The organism is Arthrobacter cavernae (assembly GCF_017368795.1).
GTDB lineage: Bacteria > Actinomycetota > Actinomycetes > Actinomycetales > Micrococcaceae > Arthrobacter > Arthrobacter cavernae.
The window spans coordinates 1-23,273 of the sequence record NZ_JAFNLL010000016.1 but is presented as its reverse complement, the minus strand read 5'-3'; the positions used below and the strand labels follow the sequence as shown (position 1 = coordinate 23,273).

Genomic DNA, 23,273 nt, shown 5'->3' with positions numbered 1-23,273 from the left:
ACCCCGCCACCACACCAAAAACACCCCACACCCACCCCCACCAACAAGCCCCCGCCGTCGAACATTGGCAGTGTGCCGCTGGTCACTCTCCAAGGCGGCGCCCCAAACACAGCAACGCTCCCGCACCAAAGGTGAGAGAGCGTTGCGGTAAAAGACCCCAAAGGTGAGAGAGCGTTGGTGGGTGCCGGCAGGATCAGTGTCCGGCGGCGCCTTGGGTCTTGCGCATCATGGCGGACAGGACCACGGCCGCGATGGCGATGACGGTCGCGGTCAGGAAGGCGGCGTGCATTCCGGCCACGAGTCCCGAGGCCGCGGAGACGGCCGCGAAGATCGAGACCAGCAGGGCCGTGCCCGCGGCGCCGGAAACCTGCTGCGCGGTGCTCATGATGGCCGAGCCGTGCGAGTAGAGGTGCGGCGGCAGCGGGTTCAGGCCCGTGGTGAACGCGGGCGTGAACAGCAGCGCGAGTCCCAGGCTCAGCACCACATGCAGGGTGATGACCCACCAGAGCTGGCTTGCCTCATTCAAGGTGGAGAACTGCCACAGGCTCAGCACCATGAGCACGGAACCGGAGACCGTCAGGGGCAGCGGGCCTACTTTGTCGAAGAGCCGGCCGATCACCGGACCCAGGAGGCCCATGGCGAGGCCGCCGGGCAGGAGTGCCAGTCCGGTTTCCATGGGCTGCAGGTGCAGTACGTTTTGCAGGTACAGCGGCAGAAGGATCACGCCACCGAACAGCGCCATCATGGCCACCACCATGAGGAGAGTGGACACGGTGAACATGCGGAAGTTGAAGGCGCGGAGGTCCAGCAGCGGCGCGTCGGACTTCTGGAGCTTGAGCTGCCGCAGCACGAAGGCGGCCAGGCAGATGATGCCGACAACCAGCGCAACCAGCGGACCCACGCCCGCACCCGCGCCGCCGATCTGGCTGAGCCCGTAGACCAGGCCGCCGAAGGCCGGAACCGTGAGGACCACCGAGGCGAAGTCCAGGGTGGTCTTGCCCCGTTCGCCCACGTTGGTCAGGAAGCGCGCGCCGATGGCCATGGCCGCCAGCGCCACGGGCAGCACGAACACGAACATGAACCGCCAGGAGAAGTGGTCCAGGATGATGCCCGACACCGTGGGCCCGAGCGCGGGCGCAACAGAGATGGCGATGCTGACATTGCCCATCACGGCGCCGCGGCGGGCCAGCGGCACCAGGGTGAGGATGGTGGTCATGAGCAGCGGCAGCATGATGGCCGTGCCGCCTGCCTGGACGATGCGCGCCAGCAGCAGGACCGCAAAGCCCGGAGCGAGCGCCGCCAGCAGGGTGCCTCCGCTGAACAGGCCCATGGCCAGGAGGAACGCCGCCCGCGTGGTGAGGCGCTGGAGGATGAAGCCCGTGGTGGGAATGACCACGGCCATCGTCAGCATGAAGCCGGTGGCGAGCCACTGGACCGTGGGGGCGTCCACGTGAAGGTCCGTCATGAGCCGCTGCAGGGCAACGTTCATGATGGTCTCGTTGAGGATCACCACGAAGGTGGCCACCAGCAGCGTGACAATGACGGTTACGGACTCGCGCGACATCTTGTCGCCGGTTGCGGGGCCTGCCTGGGTGGGGACTGGCTGGTTATGGGCGTCGGACGTGACGTCGGTAGACATGAGGATTCCTCAGGTTCAGGGCGGTGGTTCCGGCGATCCATGCCGGTGAAGATTGCAACAGTCTAGATCTCCGCCGCATTCCCGTCACCGAAAAAATCCAGTCGTTAGGAATCCAGCGGCACGTTGTCGATCAGCCTGACCGGCCCCACCTTCGCGGCGATGATCGCCAGGCCCTCTCCGCGGAAGGGGGTTTCCTTGCAGTTCTCGGCGAGCGGTTCCAGCGTGCGGGGATCGACGACGTCGAAGTAGTCGAGCTGTACGAGCGGCTGTGATTCGACGAGCGCGACGGCGGAGTCCAGGTCGAGCGGTTCGTGCGCCTGGGCGCGCTGCTCGATCAGGCGGAGCGCGCGGGACAGGACCAGCGCGGCCTCGCGTTCGTCCCCGGACAGGAAGCGGTTGCGGCTGGACAGGGCGAGGCCGTCGTCGTCGCGGACGGTGGGGACGGCGACGATCTGCACCGGGAAGTTCAGGTCCGAGACCATGCGCTTCACCAGGGCCAGCTGCTGTGCGTCCTTCTGGCCGAAGTAGGCGCGGTAGGCCGCCGTCGAACCATCCGGGGACGCCCCGCCGGGCAGTCCGTAGTGCAGCAGCTTGGAGACCACGGTGAGGGCGCCGTCGAAGTGGCCGGGGCGGGAGGCGCCTTCCCACGTGTTGCCCATCGCTCCGGCGGTCACGCGGACCATCGGCTCGCCCAAGGGGTAGACCTCCTCCACCGAGGGGGCGAAGACGAGGTCCACGCCTTCGGCATCGAGCAGGGCCATGTCGGCGTCGAGCGTGCGCGGGTAGCGGTCGAGGTCCACGGCGTCGCCGAACTGCAGCGGGTTGACGAAGATGGTGGCCACCACCACGTCGTTCTGCTCGACTGCGGTGCGCGCCAGGTTGGCATGCCCGGCGTGCAGGGCACCCATCGTGGGGACCAGTCCCTGCGAGCTGCCCTTCTTTTCGGCGAGGAGCCGGGCGCTCTCTGCCCGCAGTTCGGCCGCGGTGGTCACGAGTTTGATGGCCATGGTGTTTCAGTGTCCTTCCGGCGCCGAGGGATCCGTCCCCAAGGCGTTGTTGATCTCATCCAGCTGCCCCGCCTTGAGCAGCCCGCGGTTTCCGGCCCGCCGGGCGGTGGCGCGGGCCATCGCCCGGTACGCCTCGAGGACGTCGCCGCCGGCACCGCCGTCGTACTCCGCCAGGGCCTGGGCGTGCGCGGAAACGGTGCCCACATCGCCGCGGGCCACCGGCCCGGTCAGGGCGGACTCGCCCGAGGCGAGGGCGTTCTCCAGCGTGGCGCGCAGGAGCGGCCCCAGCATGTTCTCCGGCGCGTCGACGCCGACGTCGCGCAGCAGCTGCGAGGCCTGGGCGACGAGCGTAACCATGTGGTTGGAACTGTGCGCGAGGGCCGCGTGGTACAGGGTGCGGTCCGCCTCGGCGATCGCCACCGGCTCCGCGCCCATCTCCACCACCAGTGCCTGGGCGATCGGCAGCATGGCTGCATCCGCGGTAACGCCGAAGGTGCAGTCCAACAGCCGGGTGAGGTCCAGGCTCATGCCTGTGAACGTCATGGCCGGGTGCATGGCCAGCGGAATCGCGCCGGCGGCGCGGACCGGCTGCAGGATCCCGACGCCGAAGCGGCCGGACGTGTGGGCCACGAGCTGGCCGGGCTGCCAGGCGCCCAGCTTGGCGAGGCCTTCGACCAGCTCGCCCAGGGCGTCGTCCGGGACGGCCAGCAGCACGAGCTCGGAACGCTCCACGATGTCCTGGATCTCCAGGACCGGGACGCCCGGGAGCAGGGATTCGGCGCGTTCGCGGCTTGCTTCGGAGACCGCGGAAACCCCGACGACGGCGTGTTCGGCCGCGCGCAGGGCGGCGCCGAGGACGGCGCCCACTTTGCCGGCCCCGATGATGCCGACGCCGAGTCGTCCTGGCCTAGCCATGCTTGGGATCCTCCTGGGTTGGGGCGGGGTCTTGGGGTGCAGCCTGTTCCGGCACGGCCGGCGGTGGTGCTGGGGCCGGCGTCGGGGCTGGAACCGGCGGCGGGACTACCTGGGCCAGCCACTGCTCGCTGGTCTGGCGTTTCCGGGCTTCGCGGGCACGGGCCGCCTGCTGGTCGAACAGCTCCACGGCCTGCCCGGCGTCCGCCTGGATGAGGCGGGGAACAACCGGCCCGGCGGTGGTGTGCAGGACGAGGTCGGCCACGCCGAATCGGCGCCCCAGCGGGCCCTGGTGCAGGGCCATCGACTGGGTGCGCTGGTGCGGGACCAGCACCAGCTGCCGCCACCAGCGGCCCGAGCGGATCAGCAGCGCGGTGCCGGTGGCCAGGAAGCCGTTGCGGCGCCAGCCCAGCGGCGCGAGCAGCCGGGCGCGGCGCGGAGTGGTGACGAAACCGCCGTCGGCGTCAAGGCCCTGGAGCCCGGCAGTGAAGACCCGCTCCGGATCATCGGTGCCGGGATCGGGAAGGACGAGCGAAAGGATCCGCATGACATCGGACTTGGGCCCCACCGGCAGAAGGGTGGTGCGCGCTGCGCCGTCGTCGCCCGCAGCGCCGCCGTAGCCGGCAACGTTGACCTGCATGCGGTACCAGCCGAGGATGCGCCACAGCGGCGGCTGCGACACCTTGAGCGCTTGGATCCGGCCCGGCGGCAGGGTCTGGGCCTGGGTGTCAAGGAGCCCGTAGCGCAGACGGATGCCGTCCGGGGAAATCGCGGCGGTGAAGTGGTAGCCCTTGTTGAAGGAGCTCCAATAGGCGGCGCCGATGCCCAGCACGGCGGGAATCAGGTACAGGTAGAAGGCGCCGCTCCCGGTCAACACCGAGAGGACCACGGAGGCCACGGCTCCCAGGAACACGGCCACGGTCTGTTCGCTGAGGACCAGTGATCCGATGAGCCGGCCCGGCGGTACCGAGAGCACCACGTGCTCGGGCGCTTCGGGAGCCTCCACGGTTTCGGGGTCCGTCACGACACCGGCGGCGCGCGCCAGGATAGTGGCCCGCAGCTGCTTGGCCTTCCCGAGCGGCAGGTACGCGAGCCGCACGGCCGACTCGCCGGCGTCGGCGACTTCAAATTTCAGTTCGGCGAGCCCGAAGATCCTTGCCAGCAGGGGCTGCACGACGTCGATGGCCTGCACCCGGTCCAGGCGGGCCTGGCGCTGCTGCTTGAAGAGGAAACCGGTGTTCACGCGGACGTAGCCGCCGGCCACCTGGTAGCGGGTGAAGTACCAGCTCAGGATGAAACCGCCGACCGTCAGGAGCAGCAGGATCCCGCCCCCGGCGAGCAGCCAGGGGGCACGGCCGTTGAGGTTGGGGTCGACGAGGTCGCGTCCCTGGAGCAGGCGCTCGAAGGTTTCACGGCCGAAGAAATAGCCGACGGCGGCCAGCGCCACCCAGCCCCGCACAAACGGTGACGCCGGGTGGACGCGCTGCCAGTCGCCGTCGACGGCGGTGCCCGGCTGGGTCACAGCCCGGCCAGCCTGGCTTCACCGCGGGCCGAAAGCTGCTCGCGCAGGCGTGCGCCCTCGGCGGCAGGCAGTCCCGGGAGCAGGGCGTTGGTTCCGGCCGAGGCCGTGTGGAGTTTGAGGGTGCACAGTCCGAGGCTGCGTTCGACCGGGCCGACGGCAACATCCACGTACTGCATGCGCCCGTACGGCACCACCATGGTGCGCTGGAAGAAGATGCCGCTGCGGATGAGGAGGTCGTCGTCGCGTTCGGCGTAGCCGATGGCCCGGACTTGGCGCGGAATCAGCACCAGCCGCCACAGGGCGAGCACCAGCATGGCAGCCGGAACGCAGATGGCAAGCCACAGCGGCGGCCACATCCACCAGCCAACGAGCACGAACAGCAGCGGCAGGGACAGCAGGGCGATGGAGATCAGGTTGCCGATGGCCCACTCCACGAGCCGGACCGTGACGTACTTGGGGGAAACGCGCAGCCACTGGATGCCGGGAGGGTCAATCGCCTCGGTATGCATACTCGCCTTCGCCCTTGGCTTCGCCGCGGCGGGGATCCGTGATGCCGGGACCGCCTTCCATATCCTCTGGGGGTATCCGGCAGAACCGTTCAACAACCAGCCCCACAGCCACCATGACCAGGCCGCCGCCGCCCATCAGGAGCGTGTGCCACAGGATTCCCTGGTCGCTGCGCAGGCTCCAGATGCGAATCAGGTCAACGGCGATTCCGGCGTGCCAGCCCAGCAGGACCGTTCCCGCGTAGGCGCAGGCCTGGGCCAAAACGAGCGTCCGGGCCGCCAGGATCGGGTTCAGCATGGTCTTTTTCTTGGCGTTGCGCCAGCGCTGGATGCGGATGCCCATGAACAGGGTGAGCGCTGCAATGACGCCCATGGTCAGCAGCGCCGAGGGAGGCAAGACGGGCGTGGCGAGGCTGTAGCGGCCCGCCGCCAGTGCGGCCAGCCAGCCCACGGCGGCAACGACGACGGCGATGATCACCAGAAGGAGCGGACGCATGGCTTTCATGGGCTACTCCACCGCGCCGGTGGCGGGCACGCCGGCGACGTCGCCGTAGCCGTCGAAGGGGCGGATGTCCGGCATGTCGGCCGCCCGTGCAGCAAGCTCGCCCACGCTCTGCCCGTTCAACCGAGCGGAAGGATCCAGCAGCGACCACGGGTAGAGCACGAAGGCCCGTTCGGCGGCGCGGGGGTGCGGCAGGGTCAGTGTTTCGTCGTCGCTCACGAGCTCGCCGAAGACGATGATGTCCACGTCAAGGGTCCGCGGTCCCCAGCGGACCTCGCGCACGCGGTGGTGCTTCTGTTCGACCTCGTGGCAGTGCTGCAGCAGCTCAAGCGGGGCGAGGGTGGTCTCCACGGCGATGACCAGGTTCAGGAAGTCCGCCTGCCCGGCGGGACCACCCACGGGCTTGGTCTGGACCACCGGCGAAACGCCGAGGAGCCGGACCTCGGGCCGGTCCACGAGGTCCGCGACGGCGGTGGACAGGGTGTCGTTGCGTTCCCCCAGATTGCTGCCGAGGGCGAGGACCGTCTTGGTAAATGGCCTGCTCATGGCCGGTCCTTGAATGGATGGGACCCGTGCGGCCGGGCCCTGTGCACGCTGACCGTGACGTCGCCGAAGGGCACCTCGATGGGTGCCTTGGGCTTGTGGATGGTGATATCGACGGCGCCCACGTTGAAGCCCGCCAGGATGGCGTCCGCGATACGGACAGCCAGGGCCTCGATCAGGTTCAGCGGCTCGCCCTCGATGAGCGAGGTGATCAGCTCGGCCACCTCGCCGTAGTGCGCCGTGTACTGGAGGTCGTCGGTCTCCGCAGCCTTGGTGAAGTCCGCGTGCAGCACGGCGTCCACCACGAACGGCTGGCCGTCGCGGCGCTCGAAATCAAACACCCCGTGGTAGCCGACGGCGGTGACACCTGTCAGAGTGATCCTGTCCACAGCATGTCCCCCGATCACAGCTTGATGCGTGCGGCGACCTTGACGGCGTCAAGGCTGGGGCCGACGTCGTGCACGCGGACGGCCCAGGCTCCCCCGGCGGCGCTGAGCGCGGTGATGGCGGCCGTGGCGTGGTCGCGTTCCCGCGGTGCCGCGGCCTTGCCGGAGACCGTTAGGAGGCTGCCGAGGAAGCGCTTGCGGGAGGCAGCCACGAGGACCTTGTGGCCCAGGGCATTGAGTTTGTCGAGGTTCTTCAGGAGTTCCCAGTTCTGGGCCGCATTCTTGGAGAAACCCAGTCCCGGATCCACGATGACCTGCTCGGGTGCCACACCGGCTGCGTAGAGCTTGTCGCGGACACCGCGCAGTTCGGCCACGACCTCGTCCGCCACGTTGCCGTAGTCGGCGAGGCTGTCCATGGTCTTGGCGTCGCCGCGGCGGTGGGTCAGGACGTACGGCACCTTGGTCCGGGCCACGAGTTCGGGCATGCCCGGCTCGATGGTCAGCCCGGAGACGTCGTTGATGATTGCGGCGCCGGCGTCCACCGCGGCTGCTGCCGTGGAGACGTGCATGGTGTCGATGCTGACCAGTGCGCCGGCCTTGACCAGGGCCTGGATCACTGGGATCACGCGGCGCTGCTCTTCGGCCGGGTCAACCGGCTCAGCGCCCGAGCGCGTCGATTCGCCGCCGACGTCGATGATGTCCGCACCGGAGTAGAACATCCGCAGGCCCAGAGCGATTGCCGAGTCCGGGGTCATGTGGCTGCCGCCGTCGCTGAAGGAATCCGGCGTGACGTTCAGGATTCCCATGACGAGCGTGCGGTCCGTGGGCAGGTCCTCGAACTTGGCCGCCGGGCGCGGCTTGCGGAGGATCGGCAAGGGGCTTGTGGCCGGGCCGGTTCCGGGTGCTGCAGCGAGGGAATCCATGGTGTTTGTTACCTTCCGAGTATGAGACTCATGGCCTCGGCACGGGTGGCCGGGTCATGGAGTTGCCCGCGCACTGCGCTGGTGACGGTCTTGGCGCCGGGCTTGCGTATGCCCCTCATGGACATGCACATGTGTTCGCATTCGATCACGACGATCGCGCCGCGGGGGTTCAGGTGGGTCACCATTGCGTCCACAATCTGGGTGGTGAGCCGCTCCTGCACCTGCGGGCGGCGGGCGTAGATGTCCACGAGCCGTGCGAGTTTGCTCAGTCCGGTCACTTTGCCCTCATGCGACGGAATGTACCCGACATGGGCGACGCCGTGGAACGGCACCAGGTGGTGTTCACACGTGGAGTAGAACGGGATGTCCTTGACCAGCACGAGTTCCTCATGCTCGAGGTCGAAGGTGGTGGACAGAACGTCCGCCGGGTCCTGGTGGAGGCCCGCGAAGACCTCGGCGTACGCCTTGGCCACGCGCTTGGGAGTGTCCAGGAGCCCGCCGCGCTTCGGGTCCTCGCCGATGGCCAGCAGGATTTCGCGGACAGCCGCTTCAATGCGCGGGCGGTCCACTTTGTGGCCTGCGTGGCCTCCCGGCGTGCCCGCGGAGGGGCCCCCGGCGGCGGAGTGGTCGTCGTCGTCGAAATGAGTCACAGCAGAAAGCTTAGCCGTGAAGCGAAGTGTCGGTGCCGCCGTCGGGCCCGGAGCCCTGGAACGGCTCCTGGCTGCTGACGCCCTGCGGGTGCGGCGACTGGGCATCAAGGGGTTCCTTGAGACGTGCGGCCTTGGCCTCTTCCTGGGCCTCGCGTTCTGCCTGCTCCGCACGGGATTCCACCGGCGGGATGGTCTGGACGGGACGGGATTCCTTGGAGAGCCACACTTCACGGAAATCGCGCTTGCGGATATCGCTGAAGATGTGTGCGATCTCGGCCTGGTTGAGGGTCTCCCGCTCGAGCAGTTCGAGGGCCAGCTGGTCCAGGACGTCGCGGTTCTCGGTCAGGATGGCGTAGGCCTCGTCGTGGGCCTGGTCGATCAGGCGGCGCACTTCCTCGTCCACGATGTAGGCCACCGAGTCCGAGTAGTTGCGTTCCTGGGCCATGTCACGGCCAAGGAACGGCTCGCCGCCGCCGCTGCCGAGTTTGACCGCGCCGATCCGCTCGCTCATGCCGTACTGGGTGACCATCTTGCGGGCCGTGGAGGTGGCCTTTTCGATGTCGTTCGAGGCGCCCGTGGAGGGGTCGTGGAAGACGATTTCCTCGGCGACGCGGCCGCCCATGGCGTAGGCCATCTGGTCCAGGAGTTCGTTGCGGGTGACCGAGTACTTGTCGTCTTCCGGGACCACCATGGTGTAGCCCAAGGCGCGGCCGCGGGGCAGGATGGTGATCTTGGTGACCGGGGCGGAGTTCCGCAGTGCCGCCGCCACCAGGGCGTGGCCGCCTTCGTGGTACGCGGTGATCTTGCGTTCGTGCTCCTTCATGACGCGGCTGCGCTTCTGCGGGCCGGCCATGACGCGGTCGATGGCCTCGTCCAAGGCGCGGTCGTCGATCAGGTTGGCGTTGGAGCGGGCCGTCAGAAGGGCGGCCTCGTTGAGCACGTTGGCCAGATCCGCACCGGTGTAACCGGGGGTCTTCTTGGCGACGCCCTTGAGGTCCACACCCTGGGCCATCGGCTTGCCCTGGGCATGGACGTTGAGGATCTGCTCGCGGCCGATCAGGTCCGGGGCTTCCACGGTGATCTGGCGGTCGAAGCGGCCCGGGCGCAGCAGTGCGGGGTCCAGGACGTCCGGACGGTTGGTGGCGGCGATCAGGATGACGTTGGTCTTGACGTCGAAGCCGTCCATTTCAACCAGGAGCTGGTTGAGGGTCTGCTCGCGCTCGTCGTTGCCGCCGCCGATGCCAGCGCCGCGGTGGCGTCCCACGGCGTCGATCTCGTCAACGAAAATGATGGCCGGGGAGTTGGCCTTGGCCTGCTCGAAGAGGTCGCGGACACGGGAAGCACCCACGCCAACAAACATTTCCACGAAGTCCGAACCGGAGATGGAGAAGAACGGCACGCCGGCCTCGCCGGCGACGGCGCGGGCCAAGAGGGTCTTGCCAGTGCCCGGAGGGCCGTACAACAGCACGCCCTTGGGGATCTTGGCGCCCACGGCCTGGAACTTGGCCGGCTCCTGGAGGAATTCCTTGATTTCCTGGAGCTCCTCAACGGCCTCATCCGCGCCTGCGACATCGACGAACGTCACCTGCGGCATGTCCTTGTTGACCATCTTGGCCTTGGACTTGCCGAACTGCATCACCTTGGAGCCGCCGCCCTGCATGCGGGACAGCAGGAACCAGAACAGCACGCCGAGCAGCAGCACCGGGATCAGCAGGGAGAACAGCCCGGAGAACCAGTTGTTCTCAACCGGCTGGTCAGTGAAGCCCTTGGCGGGGTTGGCGTTGGTGACGGCCTTGACGATGTCCGGTCCGCGGTCCGTGACATAGAAGAACTGGATGTTCTTGCCCTTGTCCTGGCCGTCCAGGACAAGGTTGTCCTTCAGCGTCAGGTCAACGCGGTTCTCGGCATCGAAGATCTTGGCCTGCTCCACCTTCCCGCCTTGGGAAAGGAGCGCCAGTCCGTCCTTGGTGTCGATCCGCGTGGATCCGCCTGGGGAAAACGTTGCGAAGGCCACCAGGAGCAAGCCGACTACGACAACAATCCAGATGCCCGGGCCCTTGAAGAAACTCTTAGCTTTCATCTGATCGGGGCCTGGCCCCGTCCCTCCTGGTAGTGCTGCAAGGCGCAATGTCTGCGCGCTGTGTGGTGCAGTTTCTAGCTTTACACCGTTCGGAGTGATTCACGCATAGTAAACGGTAAAAGTTCCCTCTAGGCGTACACGAATGCTCCGCAGCAGCTGCCGTGGCGGGGGTTGGCCCGGCCGCGCTTCCCTAGAACACCGCTGTCACGGTCAGTTTCCGTGCCCCGGACCCCGCCAGATCTGCTGGATCAATGCGCGCACGGTCGGACCGTCCCTGGTCCGGCTCAAGGCTCAGGGTCCGACGCCGGGCCTGCCGCTAACAGCGTTAACGGCAAAGGCGGCCTCCGAAGGGAGACCGCCTTTGCCGTGTGGTGCCGGGACTGGGCCCGGGACCTTACGGTCTACTCGTAGACGTGCGGGGCCAGGGTGCCGACGAAGTCCAAGTTGCGGTACTTCTCGGCGTAGTCCAGCCCGTAGCCCACCACGAATTCGTTGGGGATGTCGTAGCCGACGTACTTGACGTCGATCTCCACCTTGGCCGCGGTCGGCTTGCGGAAGGCCGTGCAGATTTCCACGCTGGCGGTGCCGCGGGATTCCAGGTTGGACTTGAGCCAGGAGAGCGTCAGGCCGGAGTCAATGATGTCCTCGACGATCAGGACGTCCTTGCCCATGAGGTCGGTGTCGAGGTCCTTGAGGATCCGCACCACGCCCGAAGACTGGGTGCCAGAGCCGTAGGAGGAGACTGCCATCCAGTCCATGCTGACGTGGCTGTGCAGTGCACGGGCGAGGTCCGCCATGACCATGACGGCGCCCTTGAGGACACCCACGATCAGCAGTTCGCGGCCTTCGTAGTCCTTGTCGATCTGTGCGGCCAGCTCAGCGATGCGGTCCTGGATTTGCTCTTTGGTGTAGAGAACGTGCTTGAGATCTGCCTGAACGTCGTTTGAATCCACCAATGGCTCCTGTGTTGATGCGGGTGCGGCTACTGTTGGGGCGGTTTTTGATGCCGGAATACTAGCTTCCCACAGCGGGCGCCCTCCCGGGGAACCCCGGAGCCCGCCAGGGCCTGTTCCTGCTCCAAATCACTGAGCGAGAGCCGGTACACGCCCACGTGTCCGGGCAGCTCCACCGGACCCGCCGAACCCTGCCGGCGCAGCAGCGCTTCGGCCGCCTGAAGGCGCCCGTACCCCGGTTGTTGCCCGCCGACGTCGGCCGCTGCCTTGGCGATGACCCGGAACCTGAGTGCCGGCGCGAGGTCCCGGACGGCGTCCTCGGGGAGCCAGACTCCGCTATCCATGTGCTGCCTGAGCGCCTCATATGTGTCCTTCGCCATGTCTTCCAGGAAATCGGCGTCCTGCTGCAGGATGGCGGCCGTGCGGGCCAGGGATTCGGCGACACCGGGCCCCAGCTTTTCCTCCAGGACGGGCATGACCTCCACGCGCGTCCGGGACCGTGCGAAGGCGGGATCGGCGTTGCTGGGATCGTGCCACGGATTGAGTTCCTCGGCCTCGCAGATGTCCAGTGTTTCCTGGCGCCGCAGGCCCAGGAAGGGGCGCAGAAGCCGCCCGCGGGCCGGCCGCATTCCGGCGAGGGAGCGGGTCCCGGAGCCGCGGGCCAGGCCCAGCAGCACCTGTTCGGCCTGGTCGTCCAGGGTATGGCCCAGGAGGATGGCCTGGCAGCCCAGCTCATCGGCTGCGGCGTCCAGGGCCGCGTGCCGGGCATCGCGGGCGGCCGCTTCCGGGCCGAATCCGGTGGACGCGACGCCCACGGTCCGCAGCTGCACGGGCGCGAGGCCAAGTTCTTCCAGGATCCGGACAGCCTGCGCGGCAACCTCGGCCGAGCCGGGCTGCAGCTGGTGGTCAACCACGACGGCGGCCACGGACACCGGGTGCCCGTCGACGTGGCCGCGGCGGGCGAAGTAGGCGGCCACGGCTGCCAGGGCCAGGGAGTCGGGGCCGCCGCTGCAGGCCACCAGAACCCGATCCGGGTAGCCTGCGTCGGCGAGCGCGTTCTGCAACATCTTGCGCGCCTTGCCGACGACGGGCGCCAGACGCCCCGGCCGGCGTCGGCCCCTGCGCACTGGTCCGCCGTTCACTGACCCGTCGCTCACAGACCCGTCGCTCACTGACCCGCCGTTCACAGCCCCATCCGCTCGAGCCACTGCCGGGAATCGTGGATTTCCTCTTCCGTGGGGAGGTGTTCGGGGGACTCCCAGACCCGGTTGAAGCCCTCCATGCCGGCCACGGCCACCACTTCGCGGACGAACTTGGCGCCGTCGGTGTACTGGCGCATCTTGGCGTCCAGTCCCAGCAGGTTGCGGATGAACTTCTCCAGTACGCCGCGGTCCTTGCCGCGCTCGTTGAAGCGCTGCCGGATGGTCTTCACGGAGGGGACGATGCTGGAATCCACCGCGTCCATCACCACGTTCGCATGGCCCTCCAGGAGGCTCATGACGGCTGTCAGGTGGGACAGGGACGCCTTTTCCTCGGGGTTCTGCAGGAGGTCCAGGATGGCGCCGCGGCCCGGCATCGAACCGGAGGTGGTGCGGTCGCGCAGCGATCTGGCGGCGGCGGCGGCACGCTCAACGATCGAGTCCACGTTGCCCAGGAGGTGCTCGCTGAGCTTGCCGATCTCGTCCAGCATGTGGTGCCGCAGCCACGGCGCGGCCGCGAACTGGACGCGGTGCGTCTGCTCGTGGAGGCAGACCCAGAGCCGGAAGTCGTCCGGGTGCACGTTGAGTTCACGCTCCACGGAAATGATGTTGGGTGCCACAAGGAGCAACCTGCCCGCGGGCGGGGCGTTGGACTCCGGCGCGAGCGCGGCGAAGGGGTCGTACTGGCCCAGGACCTTGCTCGACAGGAACGCCAGGATGGCGCCGAGCTGGCTGCCCGTGATGGCCCCGCTGGCGCTTGTGGCGGCAGGGCTCATGGCCGGGCTCCGCGTTTCCAGCATGTGCTGCAGGGCCGGCTGGAGCATCACCGCGAAGCTCTGGGTGTTGGCCCTGGCCCAGGAGGCCCGGTCCACCACCAGGACGTGGGAATCGCGCAGATCGCGGGCGGCCTCAAGGCCGGTGATGTCGTGGACGTGCGGCACGGAAATGTCCGCATTGAAGCGCAGATTGTCCACCGCCTTGCCGATTTCGGACGCGCTGAGGGCGGGGCCGGGCGGGGCAAGCCGGGCGGCCGTTGAGGCGGCCAGTTCCCAGTTGATCAGGGACTGGGCCCCTGCGGACGAATCTCGGGCAGAAGACACCATGCGTCCATCAGACCACAGCAGGCTGGATGGACGCCCTTAAGTTCGCTGACCGGGGAAGGCGCCTACCGGCAGCCGCAGGCCGCCAGCACCGACGCCGAGCGGTCCAGCGCCACCCTGTTGCCCGCGGCGCCGGGTTCCAGTCCGTTGCCGATGAACGAGAACACCAGGAGCCGGCCGTCCGCGTCCACCACGTAGCCGCTCAGGGCGATCACTGTGTTGAGGGTTCCTGTCTTGGCCCGGACCAAGCCGGCGCCTCCGGCAGTGCCGGCTTCGCCATAGCGCCGGTCCAGGGTGCCCGTGAGACCGGCCACGGGGAAGCCGTCCAGCGCAGCCCTGAGCCGCAGCTCCGGTCCGCTGGTGATGGCCCGCACCACCTCGGCGAACTGCCGCGCACTCACCTGATTCTCCAGGGCCAGTCCCGAAACGTCGGCCAGGCGCATCGAACCGGCGGCGATCCCCAGCTCCTCCAGCTGTTGCCGCACGGCCGCGGCGGCGCCGTCGTTGCTTCCAGGCAGTCCGGACTTCACGGCGGCCATCCGCCCCAAGGCCTCGGCCAGATAGTTGTCCGAGGTTTCCAGCATGAGGTCCACGTGCTGGCTGACGGTGGCGGACTCGGCGGAGGCGAGCACCTGCCCGGGGTCTCCCTTCGCACGCTCGACGCCGGGCGCCACGGTCAGTCCCGCAGTGGCGCCGGCGGCGCCAAGCTGCGCGGCGAAGGCCTCGGCGGCTGTGGCGGCGGCATCCTTGGGGCGCGGTCCCGTGGTGGCGTTCGGGGTGCTGCGGGCGGCATTGAGCGCGAGCGGGAACAGCGGCGCGGTTTCGCCGGCGTCGACGTCGCCAAGGCCCCAGGCCGGATTCAGCGCGGGACCTTCGAACAGGGAGTCATCCACCCTGACCTTGATCGTTCCGCTGACGCCGCGGTCAGCGAGCGCCTTGACGGTGTCCCGTGCCAGGGCCGCGAGGCCGGCGCGGCCCATCACGGCGTCGGGCTGCGGTTCGCCGGCGCCGAGCAAAACATCCCCTCCCCCGGTGAGCACCACTGTTCCTGGGGCGTCGCTGGCCAGCACGCGCGTGCTGAAGCGCGTCTCGGGGCCGACGGCCCGCAGCACTGCGACGGCGGTCAGCAGCTTCATGTTCGACGCCGGGATCCGGTTCCTGTCGCCGTCGCGGTCGAACAGCACCTGGCCGGTGGAGGCATCCTGGACGACACCCGTGAAGGTGCCCGCGCCGTCGGGCTTGAGGGTGTCGTTGAGCATCCGCGCGAGTTCGGCCGGGACCGGGAGCGGGGCATCGGCGCCCAGCGGGGCGACGCCGTCGGGCCGTGAAAGTTCGGTGGGAGGCAACTGCCACGCGGGAACGGCCGGGGCGGCGGGGCCGGCAAACAGCCCGGGAACCAGGCCCAGGCCGGTCGAGACCGCCACGGCGGCCAGCACCACGGCCAGCATCAGCGGAGTGAACCAGCGCCCCCATGCCACAGACACCCGTTTGCGGGCCCCCACGTCCTTAACGCCGTTCATGCAGTTTTTTGGTCCTTGTCAGTCCTGAAATGTCCCCGCCGGTTCAAGAAACCCGGGCCTCTCGCTATATCCTCAATAGTAGTCGGCGGTACCGGCTGCGATTTTGCCTGCCGCCAGCCCTGGGCTGAACAGCCTGCCCGAGGTACCGGCGCATGCGTGCCGGCCGCCGTCGTGGCGGAGCCCATTGCCAGCCCCTCACCGTCAAGGAGCATTCCATGAAGCACGACGTGACCATCGAGATCCCCAAGGGATCGCGCGTCAAGTACGAAGTTGACCACGAGACCGGCCGCGTCCGCCTGGACCGCGTCCTCTTCACCTCCATGCAGTACCCCACCCACTATGGCTACTTCGAGGACACCCTCGGCGAAGACGGCGACCCGCTGGACGCACTGGTGCTCCTGCAGGACTTCGACCTCCACCCGGGCGTCATTGTCGAGGCCCGCCCCATCGGCGTCTTCAACATGACCGACGACGGCGGCGGCGACGCCAAGGTCCTGTGCGTTCCGGCGGACCCGCGGTTCGACCACATCCAGGAAGTCTCCGACGTCAACGAATTCCTGATCAAGGAAATCGAGCACTTCTTCACCCGCTACAAGGACCTCGAGCCGGGCAAGTGGGTCAAGGCCGAGGGCTGGGCCGACCGGGCTGCAGCCGAGGCCGAGCTGGAGGCCTCCATCAAGCGCTTCGCGGCCGAAGGCCACTAGAGCACCACTGCCTTGCCCGACGGCGGTTGGTACGGTTCCCTGCGGACCGCACCAACCGCCGTCGTTCGTTGGCTTGAATTTCACTTGCGGGATGACTACCAGCCGATAGCATGTGATCCACGATGTTCACGCTGACGATCAACCAACGCGACAGCCGCCACGACGGCGATCTGGTGCCGCAGCTCCTCAAGGACCTGCGGCACATTCCCGCGCGGCTGGACTTCGACCGCTCCGTGGAAGACGAGGTCCAGGGCATCGTCGAATGCCCGCACCAAGCTGTGGACACCGCCCTCATCGCCCTGCGCGGCGGGCAGTGGTACGTGGGGATCGGCGTGGGGCCCGTGAATGAGCCGCTGCCCAACATGGCGAAAGACGCCTCGGGCCACGGACTCGTGTACGCGCGGCGCGCCGTGGACCGCCTGCGGAACGGCAAGGACCGCATCCCCGTGGCCGTGGAAGGACCTCTCGCGGCCATCGCGGCCGAGTCGGAAGCCGTGCTGCGCCTGCTGGGGCACATCGTCCAGCACCGGACCCTGGCGGAATGGCGGGTCCTGGACCTGCTCACGCCCGGCGTCCGCGGCCAGCAGAAAACCGTGGCCCAGGAACTGGGCATCACCACGCAGGCCGTCAGCAAGGCACTGGCACGCTCGCAGTGGGTGGAAGAGCACGCGGCACGCCCCGCGGCCGCCAGGCTGCTGCAGCTGATCCTCGAGGTCCACTGAACGCTCGCGGGCTGCGGCCCTTGGACTGCGTCCGCCCGGACGCTACAGGAGGCTGCGCAGGACCAGGGCGGCGCCGTCGTCGAACACTGATGCGGTGACCTCATCCGCGGCGGCGAGCACTTCCTGCGGTGCCTGGCCCATGGCCACGCCGCGGCCGGCCCAGGTGAGCATTTCGATGTCGTTGCGGCCGTCGCCCACCGCCACCGTGTGGATCTGCTGCGTGCCCAGGCGGCGGCGGAGCTGCTCCAGGGCGCTGGCCTTGGTGACGCCGGCCGCGGCGATGTCCAGCCACGCGGTCCAGCCCACGGAGTAGGTGACCCCGGAAAGGCCGATGTGGCGGATGGCCTCGGTGAATTCCTCGGAGGTGTTCTCGCTGCTGAACACCACTACGCGGACTGCCGTGGCGGCGAGCATCGTCTGGAAGTCGACGCCGATGGCCTCGACGCCGAAGCTCGCGTCCTGGAAGCGTTCCGTGGAGAGGAAGTTGCCGTCCTCGTCCTCCAGGGCGTACTTGGCGTTGGGCAGCCGTTCGCGCAGGGCCTTGAGGGCCGGGGCGGGGTCGAAGGTGGCCTTGTGGATGATCTCGTAGCCGGCATCCAGGGCGGGATCCAGGCGGAGCGTCACGCCGCCGTTGCAGCACACGGCGTAGCCGCGAACGAGGCCGATCTGCTCGATGATGGGCAGGGTTGCGTTGAGGGAGCGGCCGGTGGCGATGAGGACATCGTGACCCTCGGCGACGACGTCCTGGGCTGCTCTGCGCACTGCCGGGGACATGTGGCCGTCATGGTCGACGAGCGTGCCGTCAACATCCAGGGCAACCATGAGTTTCTGCTTGTAGTTCCGCTGGTCATCGATGCCAGCGACTGAAGTGCCAGTCAAAATAGTCATGCTTCCAGTGAAGCAGACCCCCTCCGACAGCAGCTAGGACGTAGCCCACAGCACGGGGTTAACGGGTAGTGAATACTCACGGGACCCGCCCAAACTGGCCCTTGTTTTCGATCCGGAAGCAACAAGGCCCGGGATCAGAAACAAGCCCCGGAATCTGCGGGCAAGCCCCGCGGCCGCGGTCGCAGCCCCGCCCGAAGCAGCTTGGCTCGCAGCCGCCCTGGCCGCTCGAGGTCCGCCCAGTTCCAGCGAACCACTTTCATTCCAAGGTCACGGATGCGGTCCTCCCTGAGTTTTTCCCGGTACACAGCAGCGCCGGCTTGGTCCCCGCCGCCCAGCGCTTCGTCGAGGTACTTCCCACGGCCATCGAATTCGCCCACGACCCGTTGCTCAGGCCACCAAAAATCGCTCCGGCCAACGAACCCGCTGCTGTCGCTGAAATCCTTCTGCTGAGCCGGTTGCTCAAAGCCCAGCAACTCGATCACGGCCCGGCTGTAGGACTCTCCCGCCGACTCTGCCAAGGCATGCGCCATCGCAGCGACGCGAATGGCACGCTGCTGAGTCGCAACGGCCCGGATACCGTCCAAGCCCGCGGCTACGTCTGGATGATCAACGAGCCGGGCTCCAGCGGCCAATTGCCCCTGCTGAGCGAGCAGCCGTGCCACGCCGTCGGCCACCACGAGTGCGTTGCTGAACGGACAGTGGCGCATGACGTCCAAGGCGGTGTCAACCAGACCTGTGGATTGGAAGACTCCTGAGCAGACGGGCTCTGCATTCCGACGGAGATGGAATTTCAGAGGGTAGGAACCTGCGTTCCGTGCTTGTTCGGCCACGCTTTCGCCTCCCAAGACCGTGAACGTGCCTGGACGCCGGCCGGTCTTGCCCTCGACGTCGGTGGCCACGTCAACGAACTGCGGGACGCGCAGCGTCGGCAATCCCAACACGACCGCCGCGGTTTCTCCGTAGAACACAGGGCCGTCCAAGGCCAGGCCCACAGCTGCCGTTGCAAGCACATGCCTCTCGTGTGGCTTGGCGGAGATCCAGTCCGTGGTGGGCACGTAGTACCCGCGTCGCAGCCGGACAAGGTGCCCTGCCCGGAAGCTTCGATGGATCGCGGCAGTCGAACCGGTCAGGGCGAGCCGGGCGGACGAGTCTATGAGCTGCGGCGGAATGTCCATGTTCCAACGCTCCCGCCCCGGCCCCAGAAGGTCATCCCCACGGTTGCCCTATGTGGACATAGCAACGAAAAACCGGGGCCTGTTTCCAGTTCCGGAGCAACAAGCTCTGGAATGGGAAACAAGCCCCGGTTTAGCCCGGCAAGGGAAACTTACAGGACCGGGAGCACCTCGAGGCCGCCGATGTACTTCTGCAGCGCCTTGGGGACGTTGACGGAGCCGTCCGGGTTCTGGTGGTGCTCCAGGATGGCCACGATCCAGCGGGTGGTGGCCAGCGTGCCGTTCAGCGTGGCCACGGCACGGGTGCCCTTGGGCGCACCGTCCTCTGCAAACACGCGCTCGCGGATGTTCAGGCGGCGGGCCTGGAACGTGGTGCAGTTGGACGTGGAGGTGAGCTCGCGGTAGGCGCCCTGCGTGGGGACCCAGGCCTCGCAGTCGAACTTGCGGGCTGCCGAGTTGCCGAGGTCGCCGGCGGCGGTATCGATCACGCGGTAGGGGAGCTCGCACTTGGCCAGCATCTCCTCTTCCCAGGCCAGCAGGCGCTCGTGCTCCGCGGCAGCCTTTTCAACCGTGGTGTAGATGAACATCTCCACCTTGTTGAACTGGTGCACGCGGATGATGCCGCGAGTGTCCTTGCCGTGCGAACCGGCCTCGCGGCGATAGCAGGAACTCTGGCCGGCGAAGCGGATGGGGCCGGCGGAGAGGTCCAGGATCTCGTCCGCGTGGTAGCCGGCCAGGGGAACCTCGGAGGTGCCCACAAGGTAAAGGTCGTCTTCGGCGAGACGGTAGATCTCGGCGTCGTGCTTGACGTCAAAACCGGTACCCTGCATGGTTTCCGGGCGCACCAGAGTGGGCGTGATCATCGGGATGAAGCCGGCCTCGATGGCCTGGTCCATGGCCATCTGCAGCAGCGCCATCTCCAGGCGCGCACCGACGCCGCGCAGGAAGTAGAAGCGGGAGCCGGAGACCTTGGCGCCGCGTTCCATGTCGATCGCGCCGATCAGTTCGCCGATTTCCAGGTGGTCCTTCGGCTCGAAGTCCGGGAATTCGCGCGGGGTGCCGACGGTCTTGACCACGATGTAGTCGTCCTCGCCGCCTGCGGGGACGCCGGGCTCAATGAGGTTGGGGATGCTGCGGAGCAGCTCTTCCTGCTTGGCCTGCGCGGCGTCGGCCTCGGCGGAGGCTGCTTTCACGGAGTTGGCGAGTTCCTTGACCTCGGCCAGCAGTGCCTGCTTTTCCTCGCCCTTGGCCTGAGCGACCTTCTTGCCGAAGAGGTTCTGCTCGGCGCGGAGGTTTTCGTAGCGGATCAGGGCCCCACGGCGGTCGGCATCGGCGGAGATGATCGCGTCCACCACGGATTCATCGGCGCCGCGGGCGCGCTGGCTGGCACGGAACTTGTCCGGGTTTTCGCTGAGGTCTTTTACGTCGATCACCACACAAGAGTATCGAATCGGCCGCCGGATCCCCCTCCCGGACAACCTCACAGCACGACGGCGGATGGCGGCCCGGCGCGGGAGGCCTGCGGGCGGCTGTGGAGCGATAGTGTTGGAGGACCATGAGCGACTGGATCCTGTACGTGATTCTTGCTGGGGGCGTGGTGTTCGCCGCCTCCAGTTGGTGGGGCGTGCGCCGGCTCAAGGCCAGGCACAGCCGCAGCGCGGTCCGCGAGGAATCCCACAAGCCCGGACCAGGCCAGCAGAAGGTGGCCGTGGTCATCAATCCGGTGAAATCCAAGTCCGATGAGGCGCGCAGGCTCATCAAGGATGCCTGCCATCTGGCAGGCTGGGACGAGCCGCGCTTCTTCGAAACCACTGCCGAGGATCCGGGCCATGGCCAGACCCGCGCCGCACTGGAGGACGGGCCCGACGTCGTCCTGGTGGGCGGCGGTGACGGCACCGTACGCGTTGTGGCCGAGTTGCTCGCCCACACCGGCACCGCGCTGGGCCTGATCCCGCTCGGCACCGGCAACCTGCTGGCCCGCAACGTGGACCTGGACGTCAACGACCTGCCCGGCAGCGTGCAGACGGCCCTCTTCGGACACCAGCGCTACATCGACACAGCCGTAATGGGGATCGAAAACGAGCTGACCGGAGCCTCCTCGGAGCACGGCTTCGTGGTCATCGCGGGCATGGGCCTCGACGCCGAGGTGGTGGGCGATACCAAGGAAGACCTGAAGAAGACCGTTGGCTGGCTCGCCTACACGGAGGCCGGTGTCCGGCACCTGCCGGGCCGGCGCAAGAAGGTCGCCATCACAATGGACGACGGCGCCGAGCAGTCACGGAAGATCCGCAGCGTGCTGTTTGCCAACTGCGGCCTGATCCCCGGCGGCATCGACTTCATCCCGCAAGCCATGATCGACGACGGCGTGCTGGACGTGGTGGTCATGAGCCCCCGCAGCGCGATCGGCTGGCTCGCCATGTATGCGAAGATCCTCTTCAAGCACAACAGGAACCTGCCGGTGATGAATTTCTACCGTTCGGGGAAGATTGTCATCCGCAGCCAGGAGCCGATGGCCACGCAGCTCGACGGCGATCCCTCGGGTGAGGCCACCAAGGTCACCGTGCAGGTCCAGCCACGATCGTTGCTGGTGCGGGTGCAGAAATCGCCGTAGGCGCGATCGGGGCGGGAGGCTAGGAAGCCGCCTTCTTCTTCTCGGCTTCGGCGGCGGCTTTCGCGGCCGCGCGGGCCTCGGACTGCTCCCGGATCATGGCCTGCTCCTCTTCGAAGCGCAGGCGGTCAGCCCGGTCGGCTTCGTCGCCGTCCCAGTCCTGGTTTTCGGCAGCCGGCTTGGGATTGACGATCATTCCCTGGCCGTCCTGGTCATCTCTACGGCCTGACATGGCCCGCTCCCTTCGTTAGGGGCATGCATCCATCCAATGTGGATCAAGCAAGCATACGCAGAGTTGCATCCTTGCGATAGGGGTTGAAGGATCAATTTCCTACCGGCGGGTAGGGGCTCCAAGGCCCGCTATCAAGGCGTTCCAGCGACCTAGGGCTGGCTGTTGAGGATGGAATCCACCCAGGCGTGCGCCGACTTGAACGCGGCGTCGGAGGTGTGCGGAGCAACGACGGCGCTCTGCTTGTCCGCCCGGGCGTAGGACCCCAGGAAACGGGTGGCCGGGCTGATCCGGTGCAGTCCCGCCAGGGCGTCGGCCACGCGGGCGTCCGAGGCATGGCCGTCGGCATCGATGCTGAAGAAGTAGTGGCCCAGGTAGAGGCCCGTGGGCCTGGATTCGATACGGCTGAGGTTCACGCCGCGGGTGGCGAACTGGTCCAGGATCTCCATGAGGGCACCCGGGTGGTCCTCGGGCAGGGGGACTACCACGGTGGTCTTGTCCGCGCCGGTGCGCTCCGGCAGGGCGCCGGGGCGGCTGACCAGGATGAAGCGAGTGACGGCCTCGGCGTTGTCCCCGATGTTCTCGGCCAGGATGTTCAGACCGGGCTGCTCCGAGGCGATGAGCGGGGCGCAGATAGCGGCGTCATAGGGGGCGTCGTCCTCAAGGAGTCCCATGGCGGCCGCCGCAGTGGACGAACCAGGAACATATTCCACGTCCGGGATGTTTGCATCGATCCAGATCCGGCACTGGGCCCAGGCGTGGCCGTGCGTGGAGATGCGGCGGATATCGGAGATCTCGACGCCGGGCCTCGCCACGAGCACGAAGGTGATCGGAACCAGGGCCTCGCGGATGATCCGCAGCTCCGGACCGTTCGCAATCGAGTCCAGCGTGGCGGTCACCCCGCCCTCCACCGAGTTCTCGATGGGAACCATGGCGGCGTCAGCCTCGCCGTTGCGCACCTTGTCCAACGCCGTGTTCACGTTGGAGCAGGGGACGCGTTTGGCGTCAGCGGCACCCGGAACCTGCAGGAGCGCAGCCTCGGTGAAGGTACCCTCCGGGCCGAGGAACGTGTAGGTAACGGTGCTGACTGACATCAAATATTCCTTAGGGGTTATGCAGAGGTTAGAGAACAACAGGCTTGAGGCCGTTGTCCGACACCATGGGGCGGCCGGATTCGAACCACATGTCCATGCCTCCGGCAACGTTGGTGGCGGAGTAGCCCTGGGCGGTCAACCACTGCGCAGCACGCATGGAACGGCCGCCGGTGCGGCAGATGACAAAAAGGTCCACGTCCGGGTCAAGCTCATCCAGGCGGGCCGGAATCTGGTCCATGGGGATGTGCAGGGCGCCTTCGGCGTGCCCGGCAACCCACTCGTAGTCCTCGCGCACATCCAGGATGCTCGCATCCGCAGGAACGTCGCCCACCGGCACAGTCTCAAAATCGCTCATCGGAGTCCCTTCCACTCGGTTTTACTCTTCATCAAGCCTACGTCCCCAACGCCTCCCTA

The 23,273-nt window shown here is 67.6% G+C and carries 24 protein-coding genes; 3 read left to right on the top strand and 21 right to left on the bottom strand.

From position 1 onward, the window contains the following. Window positions 1-193 precede the first annotated feature (193 nt). The 15 genes from J1902_RS08745 to dacB all read right to left on the bottom strand — a co-directional run bounded on the left by J1902_RS08745 (window position 194) and on the right by dacB (window position 15,442). Entirely contained in the window at window positions 194-1,639 is a 1,446-nt protein-coding gene (locus J1902_RS08745) for an MDR family MFS transporter (RefSeq protein ID WP_207615864.1), read from the bottom strand. A gap of 104 nt (window positions 1,640-1,743) precedes the next feature. Next, window positions 1,744-2,646 carry a pantoate--beta-alanine ligase gene (gene panC / locus J1902_RS08740; protein WP_207615863.1) on the bottom strand — a complete coding sequence of 301 codons (903 nt, stop codon included), beginning with the start codon at window positions 2,644-2,646 and terminating at the stop codon, window positions 1,744-1,746. A gap of 6 nt (window positions 2,647-2,652) precedes the next feature. After that, the gene (locus J1902_RS08735) at window positions 2,653-3,561 is read right to left on the bottom strand and encodes a Rossmann-like and DUF2520 domain-containing protein (protein ID WP_207615862.1); all 909 of its coding nucleotides are present in this window, start codon (window positions 3,559-3,561) and stop codon (window positions 2,653-2,655) included. Next, window positions 3,554-5,080: a PH domain-containing protein gene (locus tag J1902_RS08730; RefSeq protein ID WP_207615861.1), complete on the bottom strand. Its 1,527-nt coding sequence runs from the start codon at window positions 5,078-5,080 to the stop codon at window positions 3,554-3,556. Before J1902_RS08730 ends, J1902_RS08735 begins: the two co-directional genes overlap by 8 nt. Further along, complete coding sequence (locus tag J1902_RS08725; protein ID WP_207615860.1) at window positions 5,077-5,589, bottom strand: PH domain-containing protein; 513 nt, start codon at window positions 5,587-5,589, stop codon at window positions 5,077-5,079. Before J1902_RS08725 ends, J1902_RS08730 begins: the two co-directional genes overlap by 4 nt. Beyond that, on the bottom strand, window positions 5,570-6,091 hold the full coding sequence (locus J1902_RS08720) for a DUF3180 domain-containing protein (protein ID WP_207615858.1): 522 nt from the start codon (window positions 6,089-6,091) through the stop codon (window positions 5,570-5,572). Before J1902_RS08720 ends, J1902_RS08725 begins: the two co-directional genes overlap by 20 nt. A 3-nt stretch (window positions 6,092-6,094) precedes the next feature. Further along, complete coding sequence (folK, locus tag J1902_RS08715; RefSeq protein WP_207615857.1) at window positions 6,095-6,634, bottom strand: 2-amino-4-hydroxy-6-hydroxymethyldihydropteridine diphosphokinase; 540 nt, start codon at window positions 6,632-6,634, stop codon at window positions 6,095-6,097. Continuing rightward, window positions 6,631-7,020, bottom strand: coding sequence for a dihydroneopterin aldolase (gene folB / locus J1902_RS08710; RefSeq protein WP_207615856.1), 390 nt, complete (start codon window positions 7,018-7,020; stop codon window positions 6,631-6,633). Before folB ends, folK begins: the two co-directional genes overlap by 4 nt. A gap of 14 nt (window positions 7,021-7,034) precedes the next feature. Then, window positions 7,035-7,940: a dihydropteroate synthase gene (folP, locus tag J1902_RS08705; RefSeq protein WP_207615855.1), complete on the bottom strand. Its 906-nt coding sequence runs from the start codon at window positions 7,938-7,940 to the stop codon at window positions 7,035-7,037. Window positions 7,941-7,948: 8 nt separating this feature from the next. After that, entirely contained in the window at window positions 7,949-8,590 is a 642-nt protein-coding gene (gene folE, locus J1902_RS08700; RefSeq protein ID WP_207615854.1) for a GTP cyclohydrolase I FolE, read from the bottom strand. 10 nt (window positions 8,591-8,600) lie between these two features. Next, a complete protein-coding gene (ftsH, locus tag J1902_RS08695) occupies window positions 8,601-10,670 on the bottom strand; it encodes an ATP-dependent zinc metalloprotease FtsH (RefSeq protein WP_207615853.1) in 2,070 nt (689 codons plus the stop codon). A 401-nt stretch (window positions 10,671-11,071) separates the two neighbouring features. Next, window positions 11,072-11,623, bottom strand: a complete 552-nt coding sequence (gene hpt, locus J1902_RS08690) for a hypoxanthine phosphoribosyltransferase (RefSeq protein ID WP_207615852.1) — start codon at window positions 11,621-11,623, stop codon at window positions 11,072-11,074. Window positions 11,624-11,652: 29 nt separating this feature from the next. Further along, on the bottom strand, window positions 11,653-12,690 hold the full coding sequence (gene tilS, locus J1902_RS08685; protein ID WP_207615851.1) for a tRNA lysidine(34) synthetase TilS: 1,038 nt from the start codon (window positions 12,688-12,690) through the stop codon (window positions 11,653-11,655). Window positions 12,691-12,806: 116 nt separating this feature from the next. Continuing rightward, complete coding sequence (locus J1902_RS08680) at window positions 12,807-13,925, bottom strand: Rv3626c family coenzyme F420 biosynthesis-associated protein (RefSeq protein ID WP_207615850.1); 1,119 nt, start codon at window positions 13,923-13,925, stop codon at window positions 12,807-12,809. Between the two features lie 62 nt (window positions 13,926-13,987). Further along, the gene (dacB, locus tag J1902_RS08675; RefSeq protein WP_207615849.1) at window positions 13,988-15,442 is read right to left on the bottom strand and encodes a D-alanyl-D-alanine carboxypeptidase/D-alanyl-D-alanine endopeptidase; all 1,455 of its coding nucleotides are present in this window, start codon (window positions 15,440-15,442) and stop codon (window positions 13,988-13,990) included. Window positions 15,443-15,657: 215 nt separating this feature from the next. On the opposite strand from dacB, the gene J1902_RS08670 reads away from it, so the two are divergent. Together J1902_RS08670 and J1902_RS08665 are read left to right on the top strand one after the other, a co-directional pair. Further along, a complete protein-coding gene (locus J1902_RS08670; protein ID WP_207615848.1) occupies window positions 15,658-16,146 on the top strand; it encodes an inorganic diphosphatase in 489 nt (162 codons plus the stop codon). A 122-nt stretch (window positions 16,147-16,268) separates the two neighbouring features. Then, window positions 16,269-16,868 carry a hypothetical protein gene (locus J1902_RS08665; protein ID WP_207615847.1) on the top strand — a complete coding sequence of 200 codons (600 nt, stop codon included), beginning with the start codon at window positions 16,269-16,271 and terminating at the stop codon, window positions 16,866-16,868. Between the two features lie 42 nt (window positions 16,869-16,910). Here the strand turns inward: J1902_RS08665 and J1902_RS08660 are convergent, their stop codons facing one another. From J1902_RS08660 to serS, 3 genes are all read right to left on the bottom strand, one after another. After that, a complete protein-coding gene (locus tag J1902_RS08660) occupies window positions 16,911-17,756 on the bottom strand; it encodes an HAD family hydrolase (RefSeq protein WP_207615846.1) in 846 nt (281 codons plus the stop codon). A 134-nt stretch (window positions 17,757-17,890) separates the two neighbouring features. Next, entirely contained in the window at window positions 17,891-18,811 is a 921-nt protein-coding gene (locus J1902_RS08655; protein WP_307794400.1) for a hypothetical protein, read from the bottom strand. A 269-nt stretch (window positions 18,812-19,080) separates the two neighbouring features. Then, the gene (gene serS, locus J1902_RS08650; protein ID WP_207615844.1) at window positions 19,081-20,361 is read right to left on the bottom strand and encodes a serine--tRNA ligase; all 1,281 of its coding nucleotides are present in this window, start codon (window positions 20,359-20,361) and stop codon (window positions 19,081-19,083) included. A gap of 122 nt (window positions 20,362-20,483) precedes the next feature. On the opposite strand from serS, the gene J1902_RS08645 reads away from it, so the two are divergent. Further along, complete coding sequence (locus tag J1902_RS08645) at window positions 20,484-21,539, top strand: diacylglycerol/lipid kinase family protein (protein ID WP_207615843.1); 1,056 nt, start codon at window positions 20,484-20,486, stop codon at window positions 21,537-21,539. Window positions 21,540-21,558: 19 nt separating this feature from the next. Here the strand turns inward: J1902_RS08645 and J1902_RS08640 are convergent, their stop codons facing one another. The 3 genes from J1902_RS08640 to J1902_RS08630 all read right to left on the bottom strand — a co-directional run bounded on the left by J1902_RS08640 (window position 21,559) and on the right by J1902_RS08630 (window position 23,214). Continuing rightward, window positions 21,559-21,768, bottom strand: a complete 210-nt coding sequence (locus J1902_RS08640) for a hypothetical protein (RefSeq protein WP_207615842.1) — start codon at window positions 21,766-21,768, stop codon at window positions 21,559-21,561. Window positions 21,769-21,917: 149 nt separating this feature from the next. Then, window positions 21,918-22,859 (bottom strand): prephenate dehydratase, encoded by a 942-nt coding sequence (gene pheA / locus J1902_RS08635; RefSeq protein ID WP_207615841.1) that lies wholly within the window; start codon window positions 22,857-22,859, stop codon window positions 21,918-21,920. A gap of 28 nt (window positions 22,860-22,887) precedes the next feature. Beyond that, complete coding sequence (locus J1902_RS08630) at window positions 22,888-23,214, bottom strand: rhodanese-like domain-containing protein (RefSeq protein WP_207615840.1); 327 nt, start codon at window positions 23,212-23,214, stop codon at window positions 22,888-22,890. Window positions 23,215-23,273 lie beyond the last annotated feature (59 nt).

Coding starts and splice junctions, on each gene's coding strand:
- J1902_RS08640 (WP_207615842.1), bottom strand. CDS start 21,768: ATGTCAGGCCGTAGAGATGACCAGGACGGCCAGGGAATGATCGTCAAT.
- tilS (WP_207615851.1), bottom strand. CDS start 12,690: ATGTTGCAGAACGCGCTCGCCGACGCAGGCTACCCGGATCGGGTTCTG.
- dacB (WP_207615849.1), bottom strand. CDS start 15,442: ATGAACGGCGTTAAGGACGTGGGGGCCCGCAAACGGGTGTCTGTGGCA.
- pheA (WP_207615841.1), bottom strand. CDS start 22,859: ATGTCAGTCAGCACCGTTACCTACACGTTCCTCGGCCCGGAGGGTACC.
- J1902_RS08670 (WP_207615848.1), top strand. CDS start 15,658: ATGAAGCACGACGTGACCATCGAGATCCCCAAGGGATCGCGCGTCAAG.
- panC (WP_207615863.1), bottom strand. CDS start 2,646: ATGGCCATCAAACTCGTGACCACCGCGGCCGAACTGCGGGCAGAGAGC.
- J1902_RS08735 (WP_207615862.1), bottom strand. CDS start 3,561: ATGGCTAGGCCAGGACGACTCGGCGTCGGCATCATCGGGGCCGGCAAA.
- J1902_RS08725 (WP_207615860.1), bottom strand. CDS start 5,589: ATGCATACCGAGGCGATTGACCCTCCCGGCATCCAGTGGCTGCGCGTT.
- J1902_RS08645 (WP_207615843.1), top strand. CDS start 20,484: ATGAGCGACTGGATCCTGTACGTGATTCTTGCTGGGGGCGTGGTGTTC.
- J1902_RS08630 (WP_207615840.1), bottom strand. CDS start 23,214: ATGAGCGATTTTGAGACTGTGCCGGTGGGCGACGTTCCTGCGGATGCG.
- folK (WP_207615857.1), bottom strand. CDS start 6,634: ATGAGCAGGCCATTTACCAAGACGGTCCTCGCCCTCGGCAGCAATCTG.
- J1902_RS08660 (WP_207615846.1), bottom strand. CDS start 17,756: ATGACTATTTTGACTGGCACTTCAGTCGCTGGCATCGATGACCAGCGG.
- J1902_RS08720 (WP_207615858.1), bottom strand. CDS start 6,091: ATGAAAGCCATGCGTCCGCTCCTTCTGGTGATCATCGCCGTCGTCGTT.
- J1902_RS08745 (WP_207615864.1), bottom strand. CDS start 1,639: ATGTCTACCGACGTCACGTCCGACGCCCATAACCAGCCAGTCCCCACC.
- J1902_RS08665 (WP_207615847.1), top strand. CDS start 16,269: ATGTTCACGCTGACGATCAACCAACGCGACAGCCGCCACGACGGCGAT.
- J1902_RS08680 (WP_207615850.1), bottom strand. CDS start 13,925: ATGGTGTCTTCTGCCCGAGATTCGTCCGCAGGGGCCCAGTCCCTGATC.
- ftsH (WP_207615853.1), bottom strand. CDS start 10,670: ATGAAAGCTAAGAGTTTCTTCAAGGGCCCGGGCATCTGGATTGTTGTC.
- folP (WP_207615855.1), bottom strand. CDS start 7,940: ATGGATTCCCTCGCTGCAGCACCCGGAACCGGCCCGGCCACAAGCCCC.